Origin of the sequence: Prochlorococcus marinus str. MIT 0912 (assembly GCF_027359595.1) — a bacterium.
Lineage (GTDB): Bacteria > Cyanobacteriota > Cyanobacteriia > PCC-6307 > Cyanobiaceae > Prochlorococcus_B > Prochlorococcus_B marinus_C.
This window is the reverse complement of record NZ_CP114783.1, coordinates 792,472-814,555: the sequence shown is the minus strand read 5'-3', so window position 1 is coordinate 814,555 and position 22,084 is coordinate 792,472. Positions and strand designations below refer to the sequence as shown.

General features: G+C 34.7%; 22 protein-coding genes and 2 tRNA genes. 13 read left to right on the top strand and 11 right to left on the bottom strand.

Annotation, left to right across the window (positions count from 1 at the left end):
* The gene (gene surE, locus O5640_RS04995) at positions 1-789 is read right to left on the bottom strand and encodes a 5'/3'-nucleotidase SurE (RefSeq protein WP_269613575.1); all 789 of its coding nucleotides are present in this window, start codon (positions 787-789) and stop codon (positions 1-3) included.
* 68 nt (positions 790-857) lie between these two features.
* Between surE and pheS the strand changes: the two genes are divergently transcribed.
* Both pheS and O5640_RS04985 read left to right on the top strand, forming a co-directional pair.
* Positions 858-1,865 carry a phenylalanine--tRNA ligase subunit alpha gene (gene pheS / locus O5640_RS04990; RefSeq protein ID WP_269613574.1) on the top strand — a complete coding sequence of 336 codons (1,008 nt, stop codon included), beginning with the start codon at positions 858-860 and terminating at the stop codon, positions 1,863-1,865.
* 95 nt (positions 1,866-1,960) lie between these two features.
* A complete protein-coding gene (locus O5640_RS04985; RefSeq protein WP_269613572.1) occupies positions 1,961-2,869 on the top strand; it encodes an NAD(+) kinase in 909 nt (302 codons plus the stop codon).
* Between the two features lie 3 nt (positions 2,870-2,872).
* Here the strand turns inward: O5640_RS04985 and cbiT are convergent, their stop codons facing one another.
* Both cbiT and O5640_RS04975 read right to left on the bottom strand, forming a co-directional pair.
* On the bottom strand, positions 2,873-3,880 hold the full coding sequence (gene cbiT / locus O5640_RS04980) for a precorrin-6Y C5,15-methyltransferase (decarboxylating) subunit CbiT (RefSeq protein WP_269613800.1): 1,008 nt from the start codon (positions 3,878-3,880) through the stop codon (positions 2,873-2,875).
* Entirely contained in the window at positions 3,865-4,158 is a 294-nt protein-coding gene (locus tag O5640_RS04975; protein WP_269613571.1) for a hypothetical protein, read from the bottom strand. Before O5640_RS04975 ends, cbiT begins: the two co-directional genes overlap by 16 nt.
* Before the next feature lie 98 nt (positions 4,159-4,256).
* On the opposite strand from O5640_RS04975, the gene O5640_RS04970 reads away from it, so the two are divergent.
* The 6 genes from O5640_RS04970 to lexA all read left to right on the top strand — a co-directional run bounded on the left by O5640_RS04970 (position 4,257) and on the right by lexA (position 9,784).
* Positions 4,257-4,544 (top strand): hypothetical protein, encoded by a 288-nt coding sequence (locus tag O5640_RS04970; protein ID WP_269613570.1) that lies wholly within the window; start codon positions 4,257-4,259, stop codon positions 4,542-4,544.
* Positions 4,492-5,022 (top strand): DUF3122 domain-containing protein, encoded by a 531-nt coding sequence (locus tag O5640_RS04965; RefSeq protein ID WP_332299694.1) that lies wholly within the window; start codon positions 4,492-4,494, stop codon positions 5,020-5,022. The genes O5640_RS04970 and O5640_RS04965 overlap by 53 nt, the downstream gene beginning before the upstream one ends.
* 2 nt (positions 5,023-5,024) lie before the next feature.
* Entirely contained in the window at positions 5,025-6,119 is a 1,095-nt protein-coding gene (gene ribD, locus O5640_RS04960) for a bifunctional diaminohydroxyphosphoribosylaminopyrimidine deaminase/5-amino-6-(5-phosphoribosylamino)uracil reductase RibD (RefSeq protein WP_269613569.1), read from the top strand.
* 105 nt (positions 6,120-6,224) lie between these two features.
* Positions 6,225-8,099: an ATP-dependent zinc metalloprotease FtsH gene (gene ftsH / locus O5640_RS04955; RefSeq protein WP_269613567.1), complete on the top strand. Its 1,875-nt coding sequence runs from the start codon at positions 6,225-6,227 to the stop codon at positions 8,097-8,099.
* A gap of 54 nt (positions 8,100-8,153) precedes the next feature.
* Positions 8,154-9,110, top strand: a complete 957-nt coding sequence (gene argF / locus O5640_RS04950) for an ornithine carbamoyltransferase (RefSeq protein ID WP_269613565.1) — start codon at positions 8,154-8,156, stop codon at positions 9,108-9,110.
* A gap of 65 nt (positions 9,111-9,175) precedes the next feature.
* Positions 9,176-9,784, top strand: coding sequence for a transcriptional repressor LexA (gene lexA / locus O5640_RS04945; protein WP_269613798.1), 609 nt, complete (start codon positions 9,176-9,178; stop codon positions 9,782-9,784).
* A gap of 13 nt (positions 9,785-9,797) precedes the next feature.
* Here the strand turns inward: lexA and O5640_RS04940 are convergent, their stop codons facing one another.
* Entirely contained in the window at positions 9,798-10,028 is a 231-nt protein-coding gene (locus O5640_RS04940; RefSeq protein ID WP_269613564.1) for a copper-binding protein, read from the bottom strand.
* 1,644 nt (positions 10,029-11,672) lie between these two features.
* On the opposite strand from O5640_RS04940, the gene O5640_RS04935 reads away from it, so the two are divergent.
* A tRNA-Ala gene (locus tag O5640_RS04935) sits at positions 11,673-11,745 on the top strand.
* A 59-nt stretch (positions 11,746-11,804) separates the two neighbouring features.
* Here O5640_RS04935 and O5640_RS04930 read toward each other — a convergent pair.
* Complete coding sequence (locus O5640_RS04930) at positions 11,805-12,134, bottom strand: hypothetical protein (RefSeq protein ID WP_269613563.1); 330 nt, start codon at positions 12,132-12,134, stop codon at positions 11,805-11,807.
* A gap of 318 nt (positions 12,135-12,452) precedes the next feature.
* Between O5640_RS04930 and O5640_RS04925 the strand changes: the two genes are divergently transcribed.
* Both O5640_RS04925 and O5640_RS04920 read left to right on the top strand, forming a co-directional pair.
* A complete protein-coding gene (locus tag O5640_RS04925; protein WP_269613562.1) occupies positions 12,453-12,935 on the top strand; it encodes a DUF2214 family protein in 483 nt (160 codons plus the stop codon).
* Between the two features lie 528 nt (positions 12,936-13,463).
* A complete protein-coding gene (locus O5640_RS04920; RefSeq protein WP_269613560.1) occupies positions 13,464-14,435 on the top strand; it encodes an FkbM family methyltransferase in 972 nt (323 codons plus the stop codon).
* Positions 14,436-14,923: 488 nt separating this feature from the next.
* On the opposite strand, the gene O5640_RS04915 is transcribed toward O5640_RS04920, so the two are convergent.
* Positions 14,924-14,997, bottom strand: a tRNA-Arg gene (locus O5640_RS04915).
* Positions 14,998-15,300: 303 nt separating this feature from the next.
* On the opposite strand from O5640_RS04915, the gene O5640_RS04910 reads away from it, so the two are divergent.
* Positions 15,301-16,113: a hypothetical protein gene (locus tag O5640_RS04910; protein WP_269613559.1), complete on the top strand. Its 813-nt coding sequence runs from the start codon at positions 15,301-15,303 to the stop codon at positions 16,111-16,113.
* Positions 16,114-16,125: 12 nt separating this feature from the next.
* On the opposite strand, the gene O5640_RS04905 is transcribed toward O5640_RS04910, so the two are convergent.
* Both O5640_RS04905 and rsmI read right to left on the bottom strand, forming a co-directional pair.
* Entirely contained in the window at positions 16,126-16,353 is a 228-nt protein-coding gene (locus O5640_RS04905) for a hypothetical protein (RefSeq protein ID WP_269613558.1), read from the bottom strand.
* 55 nt (positions 16,354-16,408) lie between these two features.
* Positions 16,409-17,296 carry a 16S rRNA (cytidine(1402)-2'-O)-methyltransferase gene (gene rsmI / locus O5640_RS04900; RefSeq protein WP_269613557.1) on the bottom strand — a complete coding sequence of 296 codons (888 nt, stop codon included), beginning with the start codon at positions 17,294-17,296 and terminating at the stop codon, positions 16,409-16,411.
* Position 17,297: 1 nt separating this feature from the next.
* On the opposite strand from rsmI, the gene O5640_RS04895 reads away from it, so the two are divergent.
* The gene (locus O5640_RS04895; RefSeq protein WP_269613556.1) at positions 17,298-18,212 is read left to right on the top strand and encodes a 3'(2'),5'-bisphosphate nucleotidase CysQ family protein; all 915 of its coding nucleotides are present in this window, start codon (positions 17,298-17,300) and stop codon (positions 18,210-18,212) included.
* A gap of 3 nt (positions 18,213-18,215) precedes the next feature.
* Here the strand turns inward: O5640_RS04895 and O5640_RS04890 are convergent, their stop codons facing one another.
* The 3 genes from O5640_RS04890 to rseP form a co-directional block, all read right to left on the bottom strand.
* The gene (locus O5640_RS04890; RefSeq protein ID WP_269613555.1) at positions 18,216-20,384 is read right to left on the bottom strand and encodes a polyribonucleotide nucleotidyltransferase; all 2,169 of its coding nucleotides are present in this window, start codon (positions 20,382-20,384) and stop codon (positions 18,216-18,218) included.
* 184 nt (positions 20,385-20,568) lie between these two features.
* Entirely contained in the window at positions 20,569-20,871 is a 303-nt protein-coding gene (gene rpsN / locus O5640_RS04885; protein ID WP_269613554.1) for a 30S ribosomal protein S14, read from the bottom strand.
* Between the two features lie 120 nt (positions 20,872-20,991).
* Positions 20,992-22,077, bottom strand: coding sequence for an RIP metalloprotease RseP (gene rseP / locus O5640_RS04880; protein ID WP_269613553.1), 1,086 nt, complete (start codon positions 22,075-22,077; stop codon positions 20,992-20,994).
* Between the last annotated feature and the right edge of the window lie 7 nt (positions 22,078-22,084).

The window sequence follows — 22,084 nt, the reverse complement described above, 5'->3', positions numbered from 1 at the left end:
TTATATTAAGTTTGGCAAATCATCAAGATTCCCTCTCCAAAAAAGATCAGGTTGAATGGGGGTTAATGAGGGAGAGCATAAAGCTATTTGAGAAACATCACTTGGCCATTCTTTAGGTCCTTCTCCAGCTGATTGAAGATCTTTTACAGCTTCTCCTGCCATCCAAAAATAAGTGTTACCTCTTGGATCGACCCTGCGTATGAATTGCTCCTCATATTGTCTGATTGAAAGTCTTGTCCAAACCAAATCGCCCATTTCTTTTTCTTCACAAGGGGGAATATTTAAATTTAGGAGTAAGTTCTTTGGCCAACTTTGTTGGATTGATTTCTCTGCAATATCCAAAGCAAGTTTCCCAGCAAAACCAAAACTTTTCCATTGAAAACTGGCAATGCTTACTGCAATAGATGGGATTCCATCCAAAGTCCCCTCAAGCGCAGCAGCAACAGTGCCTGAGCAAAAAATATCAGTTCCAAGATTGGGGCCATGATTTATTCCCGAAAGGATTAGGTCTGGCTTTTGATCAAGAAGTTCATTAAGTGCGAGTTTTACGCAATCAGCGGGTGTACCACTACAGCCCCAGGCTTTAATGCCTTTCCCAAATAATTCGTCTGCTTTTTCAGCTCGTATAGGGGAATGTAAAGTTAATCCATGACCGGTTGCGGATCTTTCTTGATCTGGACAAACAACAGTAACCTTATGTCCTCTGCTCGCTGCTGATGTGGCAAGTGTTCTTATCCCTTCTGCAAAAACCCCATCATCATTACTAATTAAAATTCTCAAAGGTTTCATTTTTTAGCTATGAGTTTTTTGAACTTGGATAGGTTGCCGATTAAACTAGTACTCGAGATTGGAATTCATTGAGTTCAGCATTAACCCTAAAACAGCTCATGAATGAGCTTGAAATTCTAGAAAGCAAAGCAGCAAAAGATATATCTGCTGCTGAAAATTCTGAATCAATAGAGAAATTAAGGTTGGGTTTCCTGGGAAAGAAAGGAAAACTCTCACTTCTATTAGGAGAAATGAAAAGTCTTTCTAATGAGGAAAGACCTTTAATTGGTCAAAGAGCGAACGTTTTAAAAACTCAATTACAAGAATTAATAAAGGAAAAGCTTGAAATTTTAAAAGCTCAAGCTTTAAATCAGATATTAATAAAAGAAACTATAGATGTTACAGCGCCTCCAACAGGTATTTCTCAAGGACATCGGCACCCTTTAATAACAACTACTGAGCAAATAATTGATCTTTTCTTAGGCCTTGGTTACCAAGTCTCTGAAGGACCTGAGATAGAGAATGATTATTACAATTTCGAGGCACTAAACATTCCACCTGACCATCCGGCAAGAGATATGCAAGATACTTTTTATTTGGGAGGTGAATACCTTTTGAGAACTCATACTTCGCCTGTTCAAATTCGAAGCCTTGAAAGTAAAAAGCCTCCCGTAAGAATTGTCTCTCCTGGTCGTGTCTATCGAAGAGATGCCGTTGATGCTACTCATTCGCCTGTTTTTCATCAGATTGAAGTCTTAGCAATTGATGAAAAACTTGACTTTAGTCATTTAAGAGGAACAGTAATGGCTTTTTTAAAAGCCTTTTTTGGAGATCTTCCTATTCGATTCAGAGCTAGTTATTTCCCATTTACAGAGCCATCAGCAGAAGTTGATGTTCAATGGAGGGGAAAATGGTTAGAAGTTATGGGTTGTGGGATGGTAGATCCTGCCGTTCTAGAAGAATTAGGGATTGATCCAGAAAAATATAGTGGATTTGCTGCAGGACTTGGCGTGGAAAGATTTTGCATGGTTCGTCATGGCGTAGATGACATTAGAAAGTTATATACAAGTGATCTCAGATTTTTAGAACAATTTTAAAGTTAAATATTTTTGAATTAATTTTTAATTGTATTAAATAAATATTATTGACATTTAATTGCTAATATTGACCAATAGTTTGTGAAGCATGATCGGTGCCCCGAGTAGGACTGATCGTTAATGACGGGAAAGAGCTTGCTGTGGAGACAGCAAAAACTTTTCAAAAGAAACTAGAAGATTCTGGTTTTGAAGTTGTCAGAGTTAGTAGCGTAGGTGGATTATTAGGTTTTACAAATCCTGATCAATATATGAGTTCACAAGGATACAACTCATGTATTCCAGATGGCTTTGATTCTTCAATTTTGTTTGCCGTTGTATTAGGAGGGGATGGGACGGTATTGTCTGCAGCAAGACAAACTGCACCATTGGGTATACCTATACTCACAATAAATACAGGACATTTAGGGTTTTTAGCTGAGGCATATCTTTCAGATATAGATAAGATTTTCAAACATTTAATTGCAAGGCAATGGAATATTGAAGAGAGAACAAGCCTAGTGGTAAGTGTTATGAGAGGTGATCAATGTAGATGGGAAGCTCTTTGCCTTAATGAAATGGCATTACATAGAGAACCTATGACAAGTATGTGTCATTTTGAGATCTCTGTTGGCCGGCATGCGCCCGTAGATATTTCTGCAGATGGAGTAATTCTCTCAACTCCCACAGGCTCAACAGCTTATTCACTAAGTGCTGGAGGCCCAGTAATTACTCCTGATTGTCCGGTTTTGCAGCTTACCCCTGTATCTCCTCATTCCTTGGCATCAAGAGCTCTTGTCTTTAGTAATGAAGAGCCAGTAACAGTTTTTCCTGCCACACCAGAAAGATTAATGATGGTGGTAGATGGAAGTGCCGGCTGTTATGTCTGGCCAGAGGATAGAGTTTTAATTAGAAAAAGTGATCATCCAGTTAAGTTCATTAGACTTTCAGATCATGAGTTCTTTCAAGTTCTAAGAAATAAATTAGGTTGGGGACTACCCCACGTTGCGAAACCTGATAAAACATAAAAACTATTGAATTTCACCTTTTAAAATAAAGACAGGATTTAAAGGGGATAATCTTATATCTTCTCCAATACTTACACCTCTATATGATTGATGTTGACTAATAGATAGCTTATGTACTTTAGGCTTTAAAATCGACTCTAATTTTGATATTGATTTTAATGATATCAGTGGTATGACTATTATACAGGGACTATTTATTAGCCTCAATACTTTTTCAAGAATTAAATTTGAGTTTGAGCCACCACCTCCGATAATAACTCTATCTGGATGTAAAAGATTAGGTGTTATTTTGTTTTCTTTGAATATATTTAATGCTTCGTCTTCAATTATCAATGATGGTCTAACACCAATTCTTATTGCATTCTCTTTAATTATATTTTTACTTCCAACCCTTTTATCAATGGATAATAATTTAAGATTTGGAGATATTCTTAAGGCTTCCAAACCAATACTCCCAACGCCACTACCTATGTCCCAAATTACTCCTTGCTTTGGGAGATTAAGCTCGGAAAGAAGTTGAACTCTAATTTCTCTTTTTGTCATTAACCCAGGGCAGTCTGAATATTGAAGAAAAATAGAATCATCAATTCCAAATAAAGGTAAATCTTTTGATTTTATTAGAGGCTTTTCTTTTTCAAAAAGAATAACAAGATGCAATGGATCTAAATCTATTGGAAAATCCTGAATTGAATTAATTTTTATGATTCTTTCATTTTGGTATCCAAGTCTTTCAAAAGTCCAAAAATCATATTTCCCTTCAAGCCTAAGTGAATGCAGTAATTCATAAACCTCTTTAGCCCCCCCTCTATTTGAGTCAGTTAAAACCACAAGTGAAGAAGGCAGCTTTTTAATGACTTTTTCAAATGAAATTGGGTCTCTTCCATGAAGACTGATCCATTGTGTGTTTTGCCAAGGTTTGCCAAGTCTGGAAAAAGCTAGTTGGAAAGAGGTGGCTGCAGGCTCAAAATAAAGTTTTGATAAAGGAAAATTTTGAATTAGTAATCTACCAATTCCAAACCAAAGAGGATCACCACCAGAAAATACAATTGTTTTTTTCTTTCTTTTTTTAATAGATCTATAAATTCATTTAGTTTGTCAGTTGCAATGAACTCAAACTTTTGATTTTTTATATCTTTATTTTTTAACCAAGTTTTGAATGAATCTAAAATTCTTTGTGGTCCTGCGACTCTCTCAGCTTTAAAAATTTGTTTTTTTTTAGCTTCAAAAAAACTTTCAGCACATGAAGTATCAATTCCTATTACGTGTATCTGCTTTGACTCATTAGGCATGGTTTAAATAAATTTACGTAGAAAAATTTCTTTTTTATAGCTTTACTATTTTTTTGATGAAAATCAACTAAAACTTCAATAGTTAGTTTGAAAGTTTTGTGAATCTTAAAAAAAATGAAGCTGAGGAACACTTGGTCAGAAGATCACGACTGCATGAAATTTTGATAGCTCTGATTAAGCAACAAAAAGATTTAGAATTGATGGACGATGGTGTTCAAGCCTTTGAAAATCATATTAATCATTCAGATAAATATGACCCTTCCAAAATAATTGAACATAATCAACGTATCATTAAGAAATATCAGTCACTAGTTCGTTCTGCAATAGCATTAGATGCACTACTTGAATCAGAAGATTACGATATTAGTGATGGAAGGATTTCGTAATTTATTTCGCCTAATAATTTTTTTGCTTTTGATTTTTTGTTGTTTATTTTCTAGTGTAAATGAAATCTATGCAGATTCAAAAGTTAATTTAAATGATCAGAAAAAAGAGATTAAAAGGAGCTTAGAGAGCCTCAAGGACTTGGATTACCAAACTTGGCAAATTATCGTCTATCCAAGTTCCAAAGATTCCAAAAAATTGATTTTAAGAATTGTGGGTTATCCAGGTTCATTAAGGATTGATCATCCAACTGACTTGATAGTTAACTCCGGGCGGAAGACTTGGGATCTAAAAGACATATCAAAAAACAGTAAATTCAAAGTTGAAACTTTGAATGATTCAGCTGCAGAATTTGACCTAAGCAATTTGATAGCTCAGTTGGATAAAAATAGACCATTGAGACTCAGATTGCCTGGCTTGATAAATGATTTACCAATCCCGCCATACTTAGTAAGTGAATGGAGATCATTAGCTGAATAAAAATGATTAATTTGCCTGAGGATCAAAAAATATGGATTCCGTGGATGAGACGGTCAATCCAATTAGCTTTATTAGCAGCAGGTAAGACAAGTCCAAATCCCCTTGTAGGATCAATTGTTTTGGATTCGGGTGGAAGACTTGTTGGGGAGGGATTCCATACAGGAGCAGGGAACCCTCATGCTGAAATAGAAGCACTTTCTCAAGCGGGAAAAAAGTCGGCTAATGGAACAATCGTTGTAACTTTAGAACCCTGCTGTCATCAAGGTTTAACACCTCCTTGCACAGAAGCAATAATTAAAGCAGGTTTAAAAAGAGTTGTTGTTGGGATGGTCGATCCTGATCCTAGAGTTTCAGGAAATGGAATTTCAAGATTAAAAGACTCTGGACTTGAAGTTATTGAGGGGGTTTTGAGTCAAGAATGTGAATTAATTAATCGCGAATTTAGTTTTCGAGTTCGTAATGGACGTCCTTGGGGAATTCTTAAATGGGCAATGAGCCTAGATGGAAGAATTGGACTGCCAAATGGTAATAGCAAGTGGATAACAGATGTCCCTGCGAGGAACTCGGTTCATCAAATTAGATCTAATTGTGATGCCGTTATAGTTGGAGGCGGCACAGTACGTTTCGATAATCCTCTTTTGACTTCAAGAGGATTATCAAATCCTGAACCTTTAAGGGTCATTTTCTCAAGATCATTAAATTTACCTAAAGATGCAAAACTTTGGGATACAAAAATTGCGAGAACAATAATTGCTTATGGGCCAGAGGGTGATGAATCTTTCTTTTCTGATTTACCAGATGGTCCAGAGAAATTAAGACTAAATACGAATGATCCAGCTGAATTGCTAAATTCTCTAGCGAAAAAAGGCTGCAATAAAATTCTTTGGGAATGTGGCCCTCAATTAGCTACAAGTGCAATTAAGGCGAATTGTGTTCAGGAATTAGTTGTTTTTGTTGCACCAAAACTCTTGGGAGGAAAGTCTGCAATGAGTCCTCTGAACAGTTTTGGATTTGAATCAATCAGTTCTACCTACAAATTGCAACATTCTTTTTTAGATCGAAAAGTAGAAGATCTTTGTTGGCGACTACTTTTTTAGTGGGTTTATTTTTTAGTATTAGATATTCGTTCGGATCTCCCTCCAGTTAAACAAGTCGATTTGGCATGAAAGTTGATTAACTTAGGGGCAATTAAATTTTTGCTAATGCCAATACGACAGGACGAAAATCAACCAAATAGACGTTTTGGAATAATTAATTTAGTTCTCATAGGTTTTGGAGCGCTTCTTCTCTTTAGTAGCTTTTTCCCAAGTCAAAATACACAAGTTCCAAGAGTTCCTTATTCACTTTTTATAAATCAAGTAGATGATGGTGAAGTTAAGCGTGCATACATAACTCAAGATCAGATCAGGTACGAACTTTCCACAGTTGAAGAAGGTGCACCATCTGTTTTAGCAACAACTCCAATTTTTGATATGGAGCTACCTCAAAGGTTAGAGAAGAAAGGAGTTGAGTTTGCAGCTGCTCCTCCTAAGAAACCAAATATATTTACCACTATCCTTAGTTGGGTTGTACCACCGCTGATTTTCATACTTGTCTTACAGTTTTTTGCTCGTAGAAGTATGGGTGGTGGTGGAGCTCAAGGAGCGCTTAGTTTCACGAAAAGCAAAGCTAAAGTCTATGTTCCAGATGACGAATCAAAGGTAACTTTTGAAGATGTTGCAGGCGTAGATGAAGCAAAAGACGAATTAACTGAAATTGTAGATTTTCTCAAAAAGCCACAAAGATACACAGATATAGGTGCAAGGATTCCTAAAGGTGTTCTTCTGGTGGGACCTCCAGGTACAGGTAAAACTCTTTTATCTAAAGCAGTTGCAGGTGAGGCTGAAGTACCTTTCTTCATTATCTCTGGTTCTGAATTTGTAGAACTATTTGTTGGTGCAGGTGCTGCAAGAGTTAGGGATCTGTTTGAACAAGCTAAGAAAAAAGCTCCTTGCATAATATTTATTGATGAACTTGACGCTATAGGCAAAAGTAGATCAGGGTCTATGGGTGTTGTGGGTGGAAATGATGAGAGAGAGCAAACTCTTAATCAACTTCTTACTGAAATGGATGGTTTTGCTTCAACTGATAAACCTGTTATCGTTCTTGCCGCAACTAACCAACCTGAAGTTTTAGATGCAGCCCTATTGCGTCCAGGCAGATTTGATAGACAAGTACTTGTTGATAGACCTGACCTTTCTGGTAGAAAGACGATTTTAGAAATTTATACAAAAAAAGTTAAACTTTCTAATGAAATTGATTTAGATCGCATTGCTCAAGCAACTAGTGGCTTTGCTGGTGCTGACTTGGCTAATATGGTTAACGAAGCAGCTCTTCTTGCTGCCCGAGGCAAAAGAACTTCTGTTGAGCAAAAAGATTTAAACGAAGCAATTGAAAGGGTTGTAGCTGGATTAGAGAAAAAAAGTAGAGTTCTTCAAGATGATGAGAAAAAGATTGTTGCTTATCATGAGGTTGGTCATGCAATTGTTGGTCACTTGATGCCAGGTGGTAGCAAAGTTGCAAAAATTTCAATTGTTCCTAGAGGAATGAGTGCGTTGGGTTATACCCTTCAATTGCCAACTGAGGAAAGATTTTTAAATTCTAAAGAAGATTTACAAGGCCAAATAGCTACTCTTTTAGGTGGTAGATCTGCAGAAGAAATCATTTTTGGAAAAATTACCACTGGAGCATCAAACGATTTACAAAGAGCTACTGATCTAGCAGAACAAATGGTAGGTACATATGGAATGAGTGATATTTTGGGCCCATTAGCATATGACAAGCAGGGAGGTGGACAATTCCTCGGTGGTAACAACAATCCAAGAAGAGAATTAAGTGATGCAACTGCACAGGCAATTGATAAAGAAGTCAGAAGTTTGGTAGATGATGCACATGAAAGTGCCTTAAACATTCTTAAGAATAATCTTTCATTATTAGAAGATATTTCCCAAAAAATCCTTGAGAAGGAAGTAATAGAGGGAGATGAACTTAAAGAAATGCTTTCAAGTAGCGTCATGCCTGAAAAAGTTTTGAATTAAAACACTTGACTTTTATATCCTTTATCTCCGATAAAGGATATTTGAGGCTTATTTATGGCTTCAGTATCTTCTGGCTTAGCTTCTAAATTAACCACTTTTAGTAAGAAGAACTTTCTTTCTTCATCTGATTTAAATAGTGATCAGATTTTATCTTTATTTGAATTAGCGAAACAGCTAAAAATAGGTAATAGAAGAATAGACCTAGGGAATAGGGTTCTTGGATTGATATTCAAAAAAGCCTCCACTAGGACAAGAGTGAGTTTTCAAGTTGCAATGGCAAGGTTGGGAGGTCAGACTGTTGATTTGAATCCTCAAATCACACAACTTGGCAGAGGTGAACCGATAAAAGACACCGCAAGGGTTTTGAGTCGATATTGTGATGTTCTTGCAATTCGTACTTTTTCTCATGAAGAACTAGAAGAATATGCAGAGTGGGCAACTATCCCTGTTATTAATGCTCTAACTGATCTCGAACATCCTTGTCAGGCACTAGCCGATTATTTAACAATTCAGGAGAAATTTGGCAAGCTTAAAGGAATAAACCTTTCTTACATCGGAGATGGGAATAATGTCGCAAACTCATTGATGATATGCGGAGCAATATTGGGAGTTAATGTGAAAATTTGCTCTCCAAAAGGTTTTGAACCAGATTCTCAAATTGTAGAGAAGGCGAAATTACTCTCGGAATTTGGTTCGCAAATATCTATCTCTAATGAACCTTCAACGGCGGTAAAAGGAGCTCAAGTAATTTATACAGATGTTTGGGCTTCTATGGGGCAAGAGGAAGAGCATTTAAAGAGGAAAGAAATTTTTGAAAATTATAAAGTTGATGAGAAATTAATAGGCCTTGCAGATGAGGAAGTAATGATTTTGCATTGCTTGCCTGCTCATAGAGGAGAAGAAATAACAGAGGATGCATTAGAGAGCCGAAGTAGTCAAGTCTTTGATCAAGCTGAGAACCGTCTTCACGTTCAGCAAGCCTTGCTTGCCGTCCAGCTTGGAGGGCTTTAGGGTTGCGATACCGAGAGATCTTAGGTACATATGTATTGAAGGACATATGTACTCAATCTATTCGGATGCCAGAAGAAGCCCTAACAGCTGCCCAGCAAGAACTTTATGACTGGCTAGTAGATTTTATTGGAGATCATCATCACAGTCCTTCAATTAGGCAGATGATGCAAGCTATGGGCCTTAGATCTCCAGCACCAATCCAAAGTCGTTTAAGACATCTACAACAAAAAGGTTGGATAAAATGGCAAGAAGGTCAGGCAAGAACACTGCAATTAATAGAGGAGAGTATTTCGGGTGTTCCTGTTTTGGGTGCAATAGCTGCAGGTGGGTTAGTTGAAACTTTTGATGATGTACAGGAAACTTTAGATTTAAATTCAGTTCTTCAATTAAAGGGACTTTTCGCTTTGACGGTAAATGGAGATTCAATGATTGATTCTTTTATCGCAGACGGGGATATGGTTTTGATGGAACCTGTTTATGAACCCTCTCGCTTGAGAGACGGGACTATTGTAAGTGCAATGGTTCCTGGTTTAGGAACTACTTTGAAGCATTTTTTTCGCGATGGAAGTTTAGTTCGTTTAGAAGCTGCAAATACATCCTACGAACCTATAGAAATTGAAGCTGAACAAGTACATGTTCAGGGTAAATTAGCAGCCGTGTGGAGGAAAACGTAACTCTATTTTAAAACTAATTAAAACTATGAATGTTTTTTGACTTCCAAGAGTTGAATAAAGATGTTCTATTTTTATCTTCTCCATGAACTAAATTATCTGCTGCAGTAAATGGGCTCTCATTTGCTTGTAAAGGCTTCCTAATTAGAGCACCCAATCCTTTTGCTTCAATGTAAGTACCACCTTCCATATGTACTATTTGAAAGGTCCAGTTTTTATTCCAATATATGGAGAAAGGATTATGCATAAAAACTACTATGACTCTAAATTATCTTTTGATGGCTTTAAAGTCAGCAAAATAAATTAATTAATTAGTTAACCGGCTTATTTAAAACTTACTTTCAACATAAATTATTGCAGTTATTGCCTGATTATTTTTTATTGAAAAATTAGGACAATGAGAAAATTCTCTGGGAAATGAAACTATTGAAGTTTTAAGTTCTAAACTTTGATGCAATTGAAAAGGAATTAGATTTGCCAACTAAGAATGCAGAAGAGAAGAAGACTTGCTTAAGGTATAAAAACTAGTTTAGCTAGAAAACAGCTAGTTTCTTTGGCTGAATTGTTTTGTTTTGATCTTAAAGAGATTCATGTTTGGGATAAAATATTTTCTATTTTTTTTTTAGATCAAAACAATTCTAGAAGTATTAAAAATGGGTTTTTCCACTTTTCCACAAATTTCATAATTTAAAAAAAATCTCAACAGGGTTCATGTCAATTGAATAAGTGGATTAATTACAAAATAAAGAGTCAGCAATTAAAGCTTAGTTGCTGCAGTTGTTTTCCATGATTTTGTATCTCTTGATACATTGGAAAGTTCTTGTTAAAATTCTCGGACAAAACTTTTTGTAATATGAGGGAAACAGAAAAATGTGGAAAAGTATCATAATGTACAACTATCTCCTTAAAGAGAACTTTTTGCGTTGAAAAACGATAGATGCATCCCTTTTTATTTATAAAATCGTCTCTATTTCTTTGGTGAATTTTTGTTATGAATAATTTTTTTTAGACAACTCTTTAAAAAGTCATTAAATTTTTTATCAACGAGAAAATTTAATTCACTCAATGAAGGACCCCTTAAAATCAAGAAAAACAAAATCGACTTATGAAATTAATTGGAAGATTCGGGAAATTTTTTCAGAATCTGCTTTGACTAACTTTTGTGATGAGATGAATAATAAATACCTTTCTGTAGAAAAAAGAATGTAGCTCTTTTAACTCTTTTTTTATTTAAACTATTAAAAATAATTTATTTGTAATTAAGTTTTAATTAAATTGTATTTCTTCTCTACAAGCTTACCCATCTCCTCCAATCTAAAAAAAGATAAAGAATTAAGACTAGGCTTATAGTATAGATTAAATTTTGTTATCAAGATATATTATTTATTGAGGTTCTTACATGATAACCAGTTGGTTTGATATTAATTGAAAATCACTTTCCCTTTCTATTATTATCTCTAATGTTGGAACTTAAATCAACTATTTAAAAGTAGATAAACTTTACTCTTTTTTCAAGAAATGCCTTCCTTTTCTAAATAAGTCTTTTTAGTATTGCAAAAACGATGATAACCTTATCTTGGTTATAGATGTTCCATTCTTTTGGTAAAGAAGAAAAAGACTTTTCAAGTCTCATTTCAAGAACTCTTTGCAAGAGATTATTAATCCTTTTTCTAGACTCTCATTCCTTTTACTAAGATTTGAACATCTATCTTTTTTAAGGGCTTCATGGTCTAGCAGAAGTTTCTGCTAGAAAGCATTAAAAGCCCTTCTGTGATTAGCAATCCATTAAGCACTTTATTGTGAAAAAATTGCTATTTATCCACTATCAAGTGATTTTGACTTTATGTCTAAATCCTTGAGAAGTAGAAAACACAGTTTTCAAAACGATCTTGGGGCCATAGCTCAGTTGGTAGAGCACCTGCATGGCATGCAGGGGGTCAGCGGTTCGAGTCCGCTTGGCTCCATTCTTAATTTGAAACAATTTTGACTCAGGAAAAAGTACTTATGCACACATTCTATTTTTCTAGATCTTTGAATCTTTTGATAAATAATAATTTTTGAATTCCAGAATACCTTTTTCTCCAGATAGGTTTATTGGATAGCCACATTTTTCAATAACTGATATGGCTATTTCTTCGGCAAGTAATTCTTTATTAATATCATTAAAACCTTTTTTCTTTTTGAAAACTTGTTTGTTTTCTGCTAAAGAAAAGTCCATTGCGCTTTCCTTAGAAAGTCCAAAGCCAATAGCATTGCAAAATTTTTTTGTATATGATTGCGAAACTTTATTTATTAATTTATTATCAATACCTTCTGCAGCGGATAAGCTTTCTGTTTGAAGTAAAATTAACATTGAATATATTGTAAAAATTAAAGTAAATAGTCTAAAAAATACTTTCTTTAATGTATCTATCATGATCTATTTGGAAAATAGTAAAATAGTCTATTAAATAACATTTAGCTTTATTTTTAAAATATTTGTAATAGCCTCTAAGCCATTGGTAGAAAAAATTAACTTATAATACTTGAAATCAAATTTCTTTGAAATTGACATTTGAGAATGCTTTATTCGTTTTCAGTCCGATTCTGGTTTCTTGGTAATGAGTTTCACTACGAACCCTCTGTAATTTATGCTCTTTGCTAGTGTATAAATTGATAAAAACAAGCAACTGTGTTCGGTTTCATTTTGCCAGCTGATTTATTGAAATCAGCTTCCGTCGCTTACATACATTATTTAAGTTTTATGCTTTGCTTTGGAGCTTTGATATTTGAACGAATATCATTAAAGCCTAGTCCAAACAGAAAAGAAGCAATATCTATGGTCGTAGCCGATATTATTTATGGAATTGCTGGGGTTGCTCTTTTGGTAAGTGGGATTTATAGAGTTATAAAGTTTGGTCAGGGTTCAGAATTTTATACTCAAAATCCTATCTTTTGGACAAAGATTATTGTTTTTGCTTCTGTTGGCTCTTTATCACTTTATCCAACAATCACCTATGTTTTATGGGCAATTCCCCTTAGCAAAGGAACTCTGCCTGTAGTAACTGAAACTTTGGTCTCAAGATTAAGGTTGATAATTAATGTTGAATTGGTAGGATTTGCCTCTATTCCTTTTTTAGCAACACTTATGGCAAGAGGAGTAGGGTTAGGTTGAAAGAATTGATCTTTGAAACCTAATACAATCAATATTTAGAGATAAAAGTCTAGTTATTACATCTTCACAGAAGTACTTTTATAAGTTGTTATGGTTTGATATTGAATACGCTCTATGCTTAATCAGAACTAGACCAAAATGGCTGAGAAGTAACTCTTTTTGGAGTTAAAAATATATATTAGAATTAGGACCTTTTATTGAATTTAATTAAGTTGGTGCAATAAGTAAGGCTTTTTTTATCTCAACAATTTATCTCAACTCATCAAAATAAAGATGTATTTATCTATATCTTCCCCATGGAAATTCCAAATTAATAGTTTAGAGGAGAATTTTATCCCAATTTTTCATTATTATTTCAATCACTAAGAACTCTTGGGTTTTTTATTGGAAAATATTTCCATATCTGGAATTATCACCTCATATGATTGGTGCTTAGAGAGTTTAAATTAATTATAAAAGTAGATTTAAATTTCAAATTTTATTTGAATTTATCATCTATATTAAAAACAGGTACGTTTTTTCATAAGAGTGTTAAAAAAATTATGGTTTAAGCCTTGGAAAGGTTATTTTAATTCTTTAGCTTCTGAGAATGATATTAAATATTGTTTTCGTTTGATTTTAGGAAGGAATCCAAACAAAGAGGAATGGCCAGGTCACTCCTCTTTCGTAGGATCTGAACTTGAGCAAGTGGTAAGAGGATATTTAAATTCTTTAGAATTTAAATCTAGAGAACTTCTTAATTATGATCAGAACATAATTAATTATAAAACTAAATTTGGATTTGATATTTATTTGAATTTGCAAGATTCACTTATTGGTCAGCCAATAAGTCAAGGAGTCATTTATGAGGAAAATGTAACGCATTTTTTCACAAAAAAATTAACAGAGAATATGACATTTTTGGATATAGGAGCAAATATTGGATGGTATTCACTTCTGGCTGCTAAATTATTAAAAGATAATTGTAAAATATATGCGTTTGAACCTTTTTCTGAAAATGCAAAATTGCTTCTTGCTAGTAAATCAAAGAATAATTTTAATAGTATAAATGTTATTCAGGCTGCGGCTGGTAATCAATTTGGAACAGTAGCCTTTGGTGCATCAGGGAGTAATGGACAATGTAAGGAGTTAGCAGATCAGCCAGAGTCAGTACTTACAAGTGATACTGTCAATATGGTAAGAATTGATAATATTGTAAGAGAAAAAGTTGATCTTATAAAAATAGATATTGAAGGTGCTGAATATAATGCAATGCTGGGATCTATTGATACTATAAAGAATAGCTTGCCAATAATTTTCTCAGAATTTACACCTACTGCAATGCCTTCTATTTGTGGAATAAAATGGGATGAATACCTAAAATTTATTGTTAATTTAGGCTATAAAATATTAGTAATTGATGAGGAATTAATTCAATGTGATCATGATATAGACAAAGTATATAAGATCTTCATCAACAAAGGTACTGATCATTTAGATCTAATTTTCTATATAAATTAATTTATTTTGCTTACTTATGAGTTCAATTGATTTTTATGAAGTTAATAGATTAATCAACTATAGTTTAATTCGCAGTGCATTAATTATTAAAAAATAATATGCTAGTTTCACCTAGAAGTTGAGCTTGAGTTTCATGCAAGACTTGCACTAATTGGTGGCTTTTTACTTAATTTATATCAGGCATATTGGACTTAGATTGCTTTCCCTGAGCGTTTCTAAATCCTAAACGATGATAGAGCTTTCCCTCTTATTCTTAGGATGCATTAAAAAATTTCTAACGGCGAAGAAAATCATCATATTTCTCTTATTTTTTAATTATGCGTAGATGTTTATTCTAGTTTGGTTCCATTAAAGATTCTGAATGGTTTTAGCTTGCGCAAATCTTTATGCATATTAAGAATATTTAGTCATATCTAGAAGACATAGCACGATGGGCAGTTGCTCTTATGAGAATAGAGTAGTCTGTTGGTCTCTCTGTCGCTTGAGTACGCTCCCTGCAAGATTCGAACTTGCGGCCCACTGCTTAGAAGGCAGTTGCTCTATCCAGCTGAGCTAAGGGAGCTAGAGTAGATTTTAAGAAAAAGACAAGAAATAAAGTCTCTCTCGGAAAACCAACTATTTAAGACTACATACTGATGTAGCTAGTCACAAGGAGAATTAAGCAGACCAACAACAGTTTGGTTAGCCTCTTCCGACAATTGAATTTATTTCACATATAAAATAAAGTTCATTTCGTAAAAATTAGGCATTTGTAGATTCTTATTGGTAAATTTTTTTCTAGCTTTTTTTTATTTTTATAGGTTGAGAAATCTTTTTACTACTTCTGTTGATTAGGACTTATCTTGGATATATAGAAATAATAGAGATGATTTCAAGAAGATTAACCAAGACGCAAAAAGCTGAGATTTTAGAGGCATATAGGGCTGGAGATAATACCAATCTCATAGCAAATAACTATAATTGCACTCCTAACACAATAAATAGAACAGTTAAAACCTTATTATCAGAGACAGAATATACACTTTTAAAGAAAAACAGGGCAAAAAATAGCAGTAAAAATGAAAATATGCTTAATAATAAAACTGTAAAGGTGCAAAAGGAAGATTTAGAAAAGGCAAATTCATTAATTTCATTTAAAGAAAAAGTTGAAGAAGAAGATTTGAATATAAAAAATAATGAAGGAACTCATGTTTCTGATTTTGATGAAGTTGCTTCTTCAGGGTTTACCGATACTGAAGATTCAGACTCTGAAGATCTAAGACCTGAAAATTATGATAACGATGACAATAATCAAAATACTGATAATAACTTTGAGGAAATAGCCCCTCTGCTTTCTGGTTTTGATTTTAATTTAGAGAAGCAAAAATCAGATTATGAGATTCTTAACTACGAAAGCCTTCCTGAGAGCGTTTATATGATTGTTGATAAAAAAGTTGAGCTTGACTTACAACCTATTTCTGAGTTACCAGAATGGAGCTTTTTACCCGAGAATGAATTACAAAGAAATGCAATTTTATTATTTTCTAATCAACGTTCTGCGAAAAGAATTTGTTCAAGAAATCAAAGAGTTATTAAGGTTCCAAATACAAGCATTTTTAAACTTTCAAAATCATATTTAATTTCCAAGGGTATTACTAGATTAATACTTGAAGATTCAATAATTGGATTAGAAGATTAGTTATTATCAAAGTTAATTATCTTCATCATTAATCATTAAAACTGAAGTTAAGCCTCCAGACATTAATCCTAAAGTAAATGATGTGCCAATTAAGAAACCAATTGGAAGAGATACAGTTTTATTAATTAGAAAATCTAAACTATATTTCTTACCTAGGTTTTGTGATCCAAGGCAAAGAAAGAAAATTAATAATATTGATGTTGCAAAATTTAGAGTTAAAAGTTTTAATCTAAAAAACATTTTGAAAATTTCTCTTATTAAAATTTATATTTTAATAAGCTTTAGGTGAAACAGTTTATTTGTCAAGCTTCTTGTGTAATTTGGAATAAAGCCATTTTTTTTCATAACCTGATTCCTCTGCGATTTTGCGAGCTGCAACATTAGATTTTTCTCCTTGTTTAATTAATATATTTAGTTTAATTAATGCGTCTGATTCACTCATTCTATTTTTTTTCTTATTACTTTTTCCTCCTAGAACTATTGTAAATTCTCCTTTTGGCTTGTTTTCAAGAAAATATTTTGTTACCTGCTCAATTGTCTTCCCGATTGACTCTTCATATCTTTTTGTAAGTTCTCTCGCTATTTGGATAGGGCGTTCTTTCCCACATGACATAGACAAATCTTCTAAGAGTTTTATTAATTGATGTGGTGATTCATAGATTACTGTCGTTCTATGTTCTTGGGAAATATCCTCCAAACGTTTCTTCCTAAGGCTTTGTTTCTTTGGTAAAAATCCTTCAAAGCAAAATCTATCTGAAGGTAATCCACTTATTACTAATGCTGTAGTTGCTGCGCAAGGTCCAGGTATGCAAATCACTTCATAATTATTTGACCTGGCAGCATGAACAAGCTCTTCCCCTGGATCATTTATCCCCGGTAAGCCAGCATCACTAATTAAAGCAATACTCCCACTACTTTCAAGGATTTTTAATAATTGAGATTGACGGCTCTTAAAATTGTGTTTGTGATAGCTGAGGAGTGGAACTTTAGATTTTATTATTTTCAATAATTGTCCACTTCTACGTGTATCCTCACAGGCTATTAGTGAAACATTCTTGAGGATGGACTTTGCCCTTGGAGATAAATCGCCTAAGTTACCTATTGGCGTTCCTACTATGTAAAGAGTTCCCGGACAAGGTTCTGATCTTTCTTGTTGAAGCTGGTGATCATCGATTAAATCCATTATGACAATTGATCTTGTTGTGCCAGAAGAGGTCGAATTAACGACTTTATTGGATGAACTTAGAAAGCTTAGCTGGGCTTCAGCTGATGTTTTGATGGCATATGCGAGAGGGGAAGAACCTCCCTATGGCTTTCAAAAATCGTTAACTGTAGAAGAAGGAGGTGACGGTCCAGTATCAGCAGCTGACATGGCAGTGAATGAATTATTGATCTCTGGATTGAAGAATAATCTCTCTTTTAAAGATTGGGATATTTTAAGTGAAGAAACCTCTAAGGAAGAAACTTTTCAGCGAGACAAACATAAAAAAGATTGGTGTTGGATTCTTGACCCACTTGATGGGACAAAGGATTTTCTTCAAGGTTCTGAAAACTATGCAGTTCATATCGCTTTGATTTACAAACAAAAACCAAAAATTGGGATAGTTTTAATACCTGAAAAGAATGAATTATGGATTGGAATTATTGGGACTGGTGCATGGTTTGAAAATCGTGATGGCATTAAAAACCACTTTTCTTTTAGTGAAAGACTTGATATCACTAAATTGGTTTTAGTTTCAAGCAAAAACCATCAACAATCAATACTTAAGAATCTCCTCTCAACTTTGTGTTTTGGCGAGACAAAAAAAATAGGAAGTGTCGGTTGCAAGGTCGCCTCAATTTTGAGAGGAGAAGCGGATGTTTATATCTCTCTATCTGGAAAAACTTCACCCAAGGATTGGGATATGGCTGCCCCACATGCCCTTATTGAGGCGGCTGGTGGTATTTTTACTCATGCTGATGGAACAAATTTAATTTACAAAGATACCAACTATTCTCAGTCTGGTTGTTTAATTGCAAGTCATGGTAAATGTCATCAAAAGATTTGCCAAAAAGCTATGGAGTTTTTCTCTCTTGAAGAACCTGAATACTTGGTCTAATTATTAAGTCAGAGGGGCAACAGGAGTAGGCGTTGGCTCAGGGTAGTTGCTCATACCACCATTTTGAGAGACTCCTCTTAAAGTTAGATTAATACGTCCACGATTATCTATTTCTCTTACCCTTACGGTTACTTGGTCTCCAACTTTTACAACATCTTCAACTTTTTCAACTCTTGCTTCAGACAATTGAGAAATATGAATCATTCCTTCTTTACCAGGAAGGATTTCAACAAAGGCACCAATTGGAATGATTCTTGTAATGGAGCCAGGGAAAATCTCTCCCTCATGTACTTTTCTAGTTAAACCTTCAATAATTCTCTGAGCTTCTTCTGCGGCTGCTCCATCGTGAGATGCAATAGTGACAATTCCTCCATCTTCAATATCGATTTTTGTGTTAGTTCTTTCTGTGATCCCTTTTATTGTTCTTCCACCAGGACCAATAACCGTACCTATTAGCTCTGGATCAATTCTAAAGCTTAAAAGTCTTGGGGCGTGAGGAGAAAGGTTGTCTTTTGGAGTTTCAATTGCCTCGAGCATTTTTCCTAATATGTGAGTCCTCGCAGGAAGTGCTTGGTTAATTGCTTCCCCAATTGTCTCAATTGGAAGTCCAGTTATCTTCATATCCATTTGCAAGGCTGTGATTCCTTTTTCTGTCCCTGCAACTTTGAAATCCATGTCTCCAAGAAAATCTTCAATTCCTTGAATATCAGTTAAAATCCTTACTTCTTTTCCTTCTTTGATTAGTCCCATAGCAGCTCCACCTACAGGGGCTTTTAATGGAACTCCTGCATCCATTAGTGCAAGGGTACTTCCACATACTGAGGCCATAGAAGTAGATCCGTTTGAACTCAATACTTCGCTAACAACTCTTAAAACATAAGGGAAGGTATCTTTGGCTGGTAGTACAGGTATTAAAGCTCTTTCGGCTAAAGCTCCATGTCCAACTTCTCTCCTTCCAGGAGTTCTCATCGGCCGAGTCTCTCCTACTGAATAAGGCGGGAAGTTGTAATGATGAATGTAGGTCTTATCAGTATTAGGGTTTAAATCGTCCATTTCTTGTGCATCGCTTGGAGTTCCCAATGTTGCAGTAGAGAGAACTTGAGTTAAACCTCTTTGAAATAAAGCTGATCCATGAACTCTGTTAGGTAAAACTGCAGCATCAGCATCAATTGCTCTTACTTCGTTTAATTCTCGCCCGTCTACCCTTTTCCCTTCCTTAATTATCTGATCTCTCATTAATTTTTTCGTTAAAGCTTTATAACCATTTTCTAATAATTTGTTATTTAAGGAAAGAGATTTTCTTACAGCGTTATCTTCTTTTAACCCATCGATTTTCGCAGAAATATTTATTTTTATTTCTTCGATTTTATTATCTCTCTCTTCTTTTGTTTGATCGAAGTTTTTGAGGACTTCACTAATTGATTTTGAGCAGTTTTTATCTAAATAATTTGATACTGTTTCATCAGTCTCAGGAGCTTCAGGCATCTCTTGTTTTATGCCTGATTCTTTTAAAACTTCTTTCTGAGCATTGATTAGTTCGGTTATGGCTTCGTATCCAAAATCAATAGCTTCAATAACGTCTTGTTCTGTAAGTTGATTTGCCCCTGCTTCAACCATTACTACGCCATCTTGAGTTCCAGCAACTACAAGATCAAGATCACCTCTTTCGATTTCTCGGTAACTTGGATTAAGAACAAAATCATCTCCTAAGAGCCCAACGCGGACAGCAGCCATAGGTCCTTGGAATGGGATACCTGCTATTAATGTTGCCATTGAAGCTCCAGTTACAGCCAAAACATCTGCTGGAACTCTTTCATCTAATGAGAGACATGTTGCAACTATCTGTATATCGTCTCTCATCCAACCAGGGAAGAGAGGTCTCATTGGACGATCAATCAGTCTTGAGATCAAAGTCGCCCTCTCTGGAGGACGACCTTCGCGACGCATAAAACTCCCTGGAATCCTTCCTGCTGCGTATAACCTCTCTTCGTAATCACACATTAAAGGTAGGAAATCAACACCTTCTCGTCCTGTCGATTTTGTAGCTGTTACTAGAACTGAGGTGTCCCCACACTCAATCATTACTGAACCACCAGCCTGTGGAGCAAATCTCCCTGTAGTGAGCTTTATCTCTCTACCATCGAAGGAAACGGATTTTGTCTGACCTTGCACGTTACTTTATAGCTTTTTGTCTTTAGACATTCTTACACTTAATGGGACTAATTGAGTAAAAATCTCGATAGATTTGTTTCCTATAGGAAATATTTACGACAATTACTGAAACTATAAAACTAAAAAAAAAGTGGGAGATATGATCTTTCCCACTTAATGGTATAAATCAAATTTCTGTTAGTTTTTACCAACTTGATTTTACTACTCCAGGCAATTCTCCGTTATGAGCTCTCGATCTAAGTTGATTTCTGCATAGGCCGAAATCTCTATAAACTCCTCTAGGTTTCCCAGTCGCCCAACAACGATTCCTAATTCTATTTGGGGCACAATTTCTTGGCAAAGCTTGAATCTTCCTATGGATTTCTAGTCTTTCCATGGGGTCTTTTGCTGATTTGAACGAATCAATAAGAGTTTTACGCTTAGCTGCGTACCTTTCTACAAGTTTTTTGCGCTTTACATCACGCGCTATCATTGACTTTTTGGCCATTAAGGGGCTTATTTAACTCATTTCATACACATTTTAACTCCTTGTCTGATTGTTTTAAGGAATTGCAAGATATTTATTTTCAAATTATTTTTTTAACTTTTAATCTTCAATTGTTTTAGGTTATTGCCTGTGAACAAACTGTTGAACCAAAGATAGCTGAGTTGTATCACGGATTATCAAAACAACACTTAGTCCTACAAGTAAAACAAATCCAGATTGCATAAAAGCTAATTGAATTTTTTCAGGAACAGGCTTCCCACGGATACTCTCTAGAATTAGAAGAACAAGTTGTCCTCCATCAAGAAGCGGCAATGGTAACGAGTTTAGAACTGCAAGATTAATTGAAACCAAGGCAGAAAATAGTACTAGACCTGAACCCCCTTGCTCTGAAAGCTGAGCACCAATTTCAACAATTTTGACTGGCCCACTTAACTGCTGAGCAGTTGAAGAAAAATTAGTAATTAAACTTTTATAACCAATAACTGTTCGACTAAGTAATTCATAAAATTGTGAATTTGAGCTATTAAGTATTTCACCGATATTTTTTGCTTTCGATACTTCATTTGGAAGATTTGGTTGCAGTTGAGCTCCTATTCTTCCATTGCCTTCGTTTTCGATTGGGATAATAGAAACGGTCTCACTTTCTCCTTCATTAACTCTTTCAAAAAGTAATTCTTCACCAGATGATTTTTGAATAATATTAACTAAATTCATAATCCCCTCTTTTCCGCTTCCTAACTCTTGACCGTTCACTCTCATTATTCGATCTCCAGCAACTAATCCTGAATTAAAAGCTGGTTCATCTGGCTGTATACCCATTATTATTACACCTGGCTCAGGTTGATTAGGAATTCCTACAAAGCTTGCTTGACCAACAAGTACTATCCAAGCAAGTAATAAATTTGCTATTACACCCGCTGAAATAACAATTGCCCTTTGGTGAATTGGTCTATTTTTTAAAAGATCTGGATCATTGGGTTGAACTAGTGAATCAGATTCTTCATCAGGAAAGGACACGAATCCACCTAAAGGAAGAGATCTAAGTGAATAAGTAATTCCATTTATTTCCTTTTTCATAAGAGCCGGTCCAAAGCCAATTGAAAACCCACTGACTTTGATTTTTTGAAACACTGCTGCTAAAAAATGACCAGATTCATGAAAAAAAATCAGAAGGCCAAGTACAGCTATAGATAAGAGAACGTTCATTAATTAG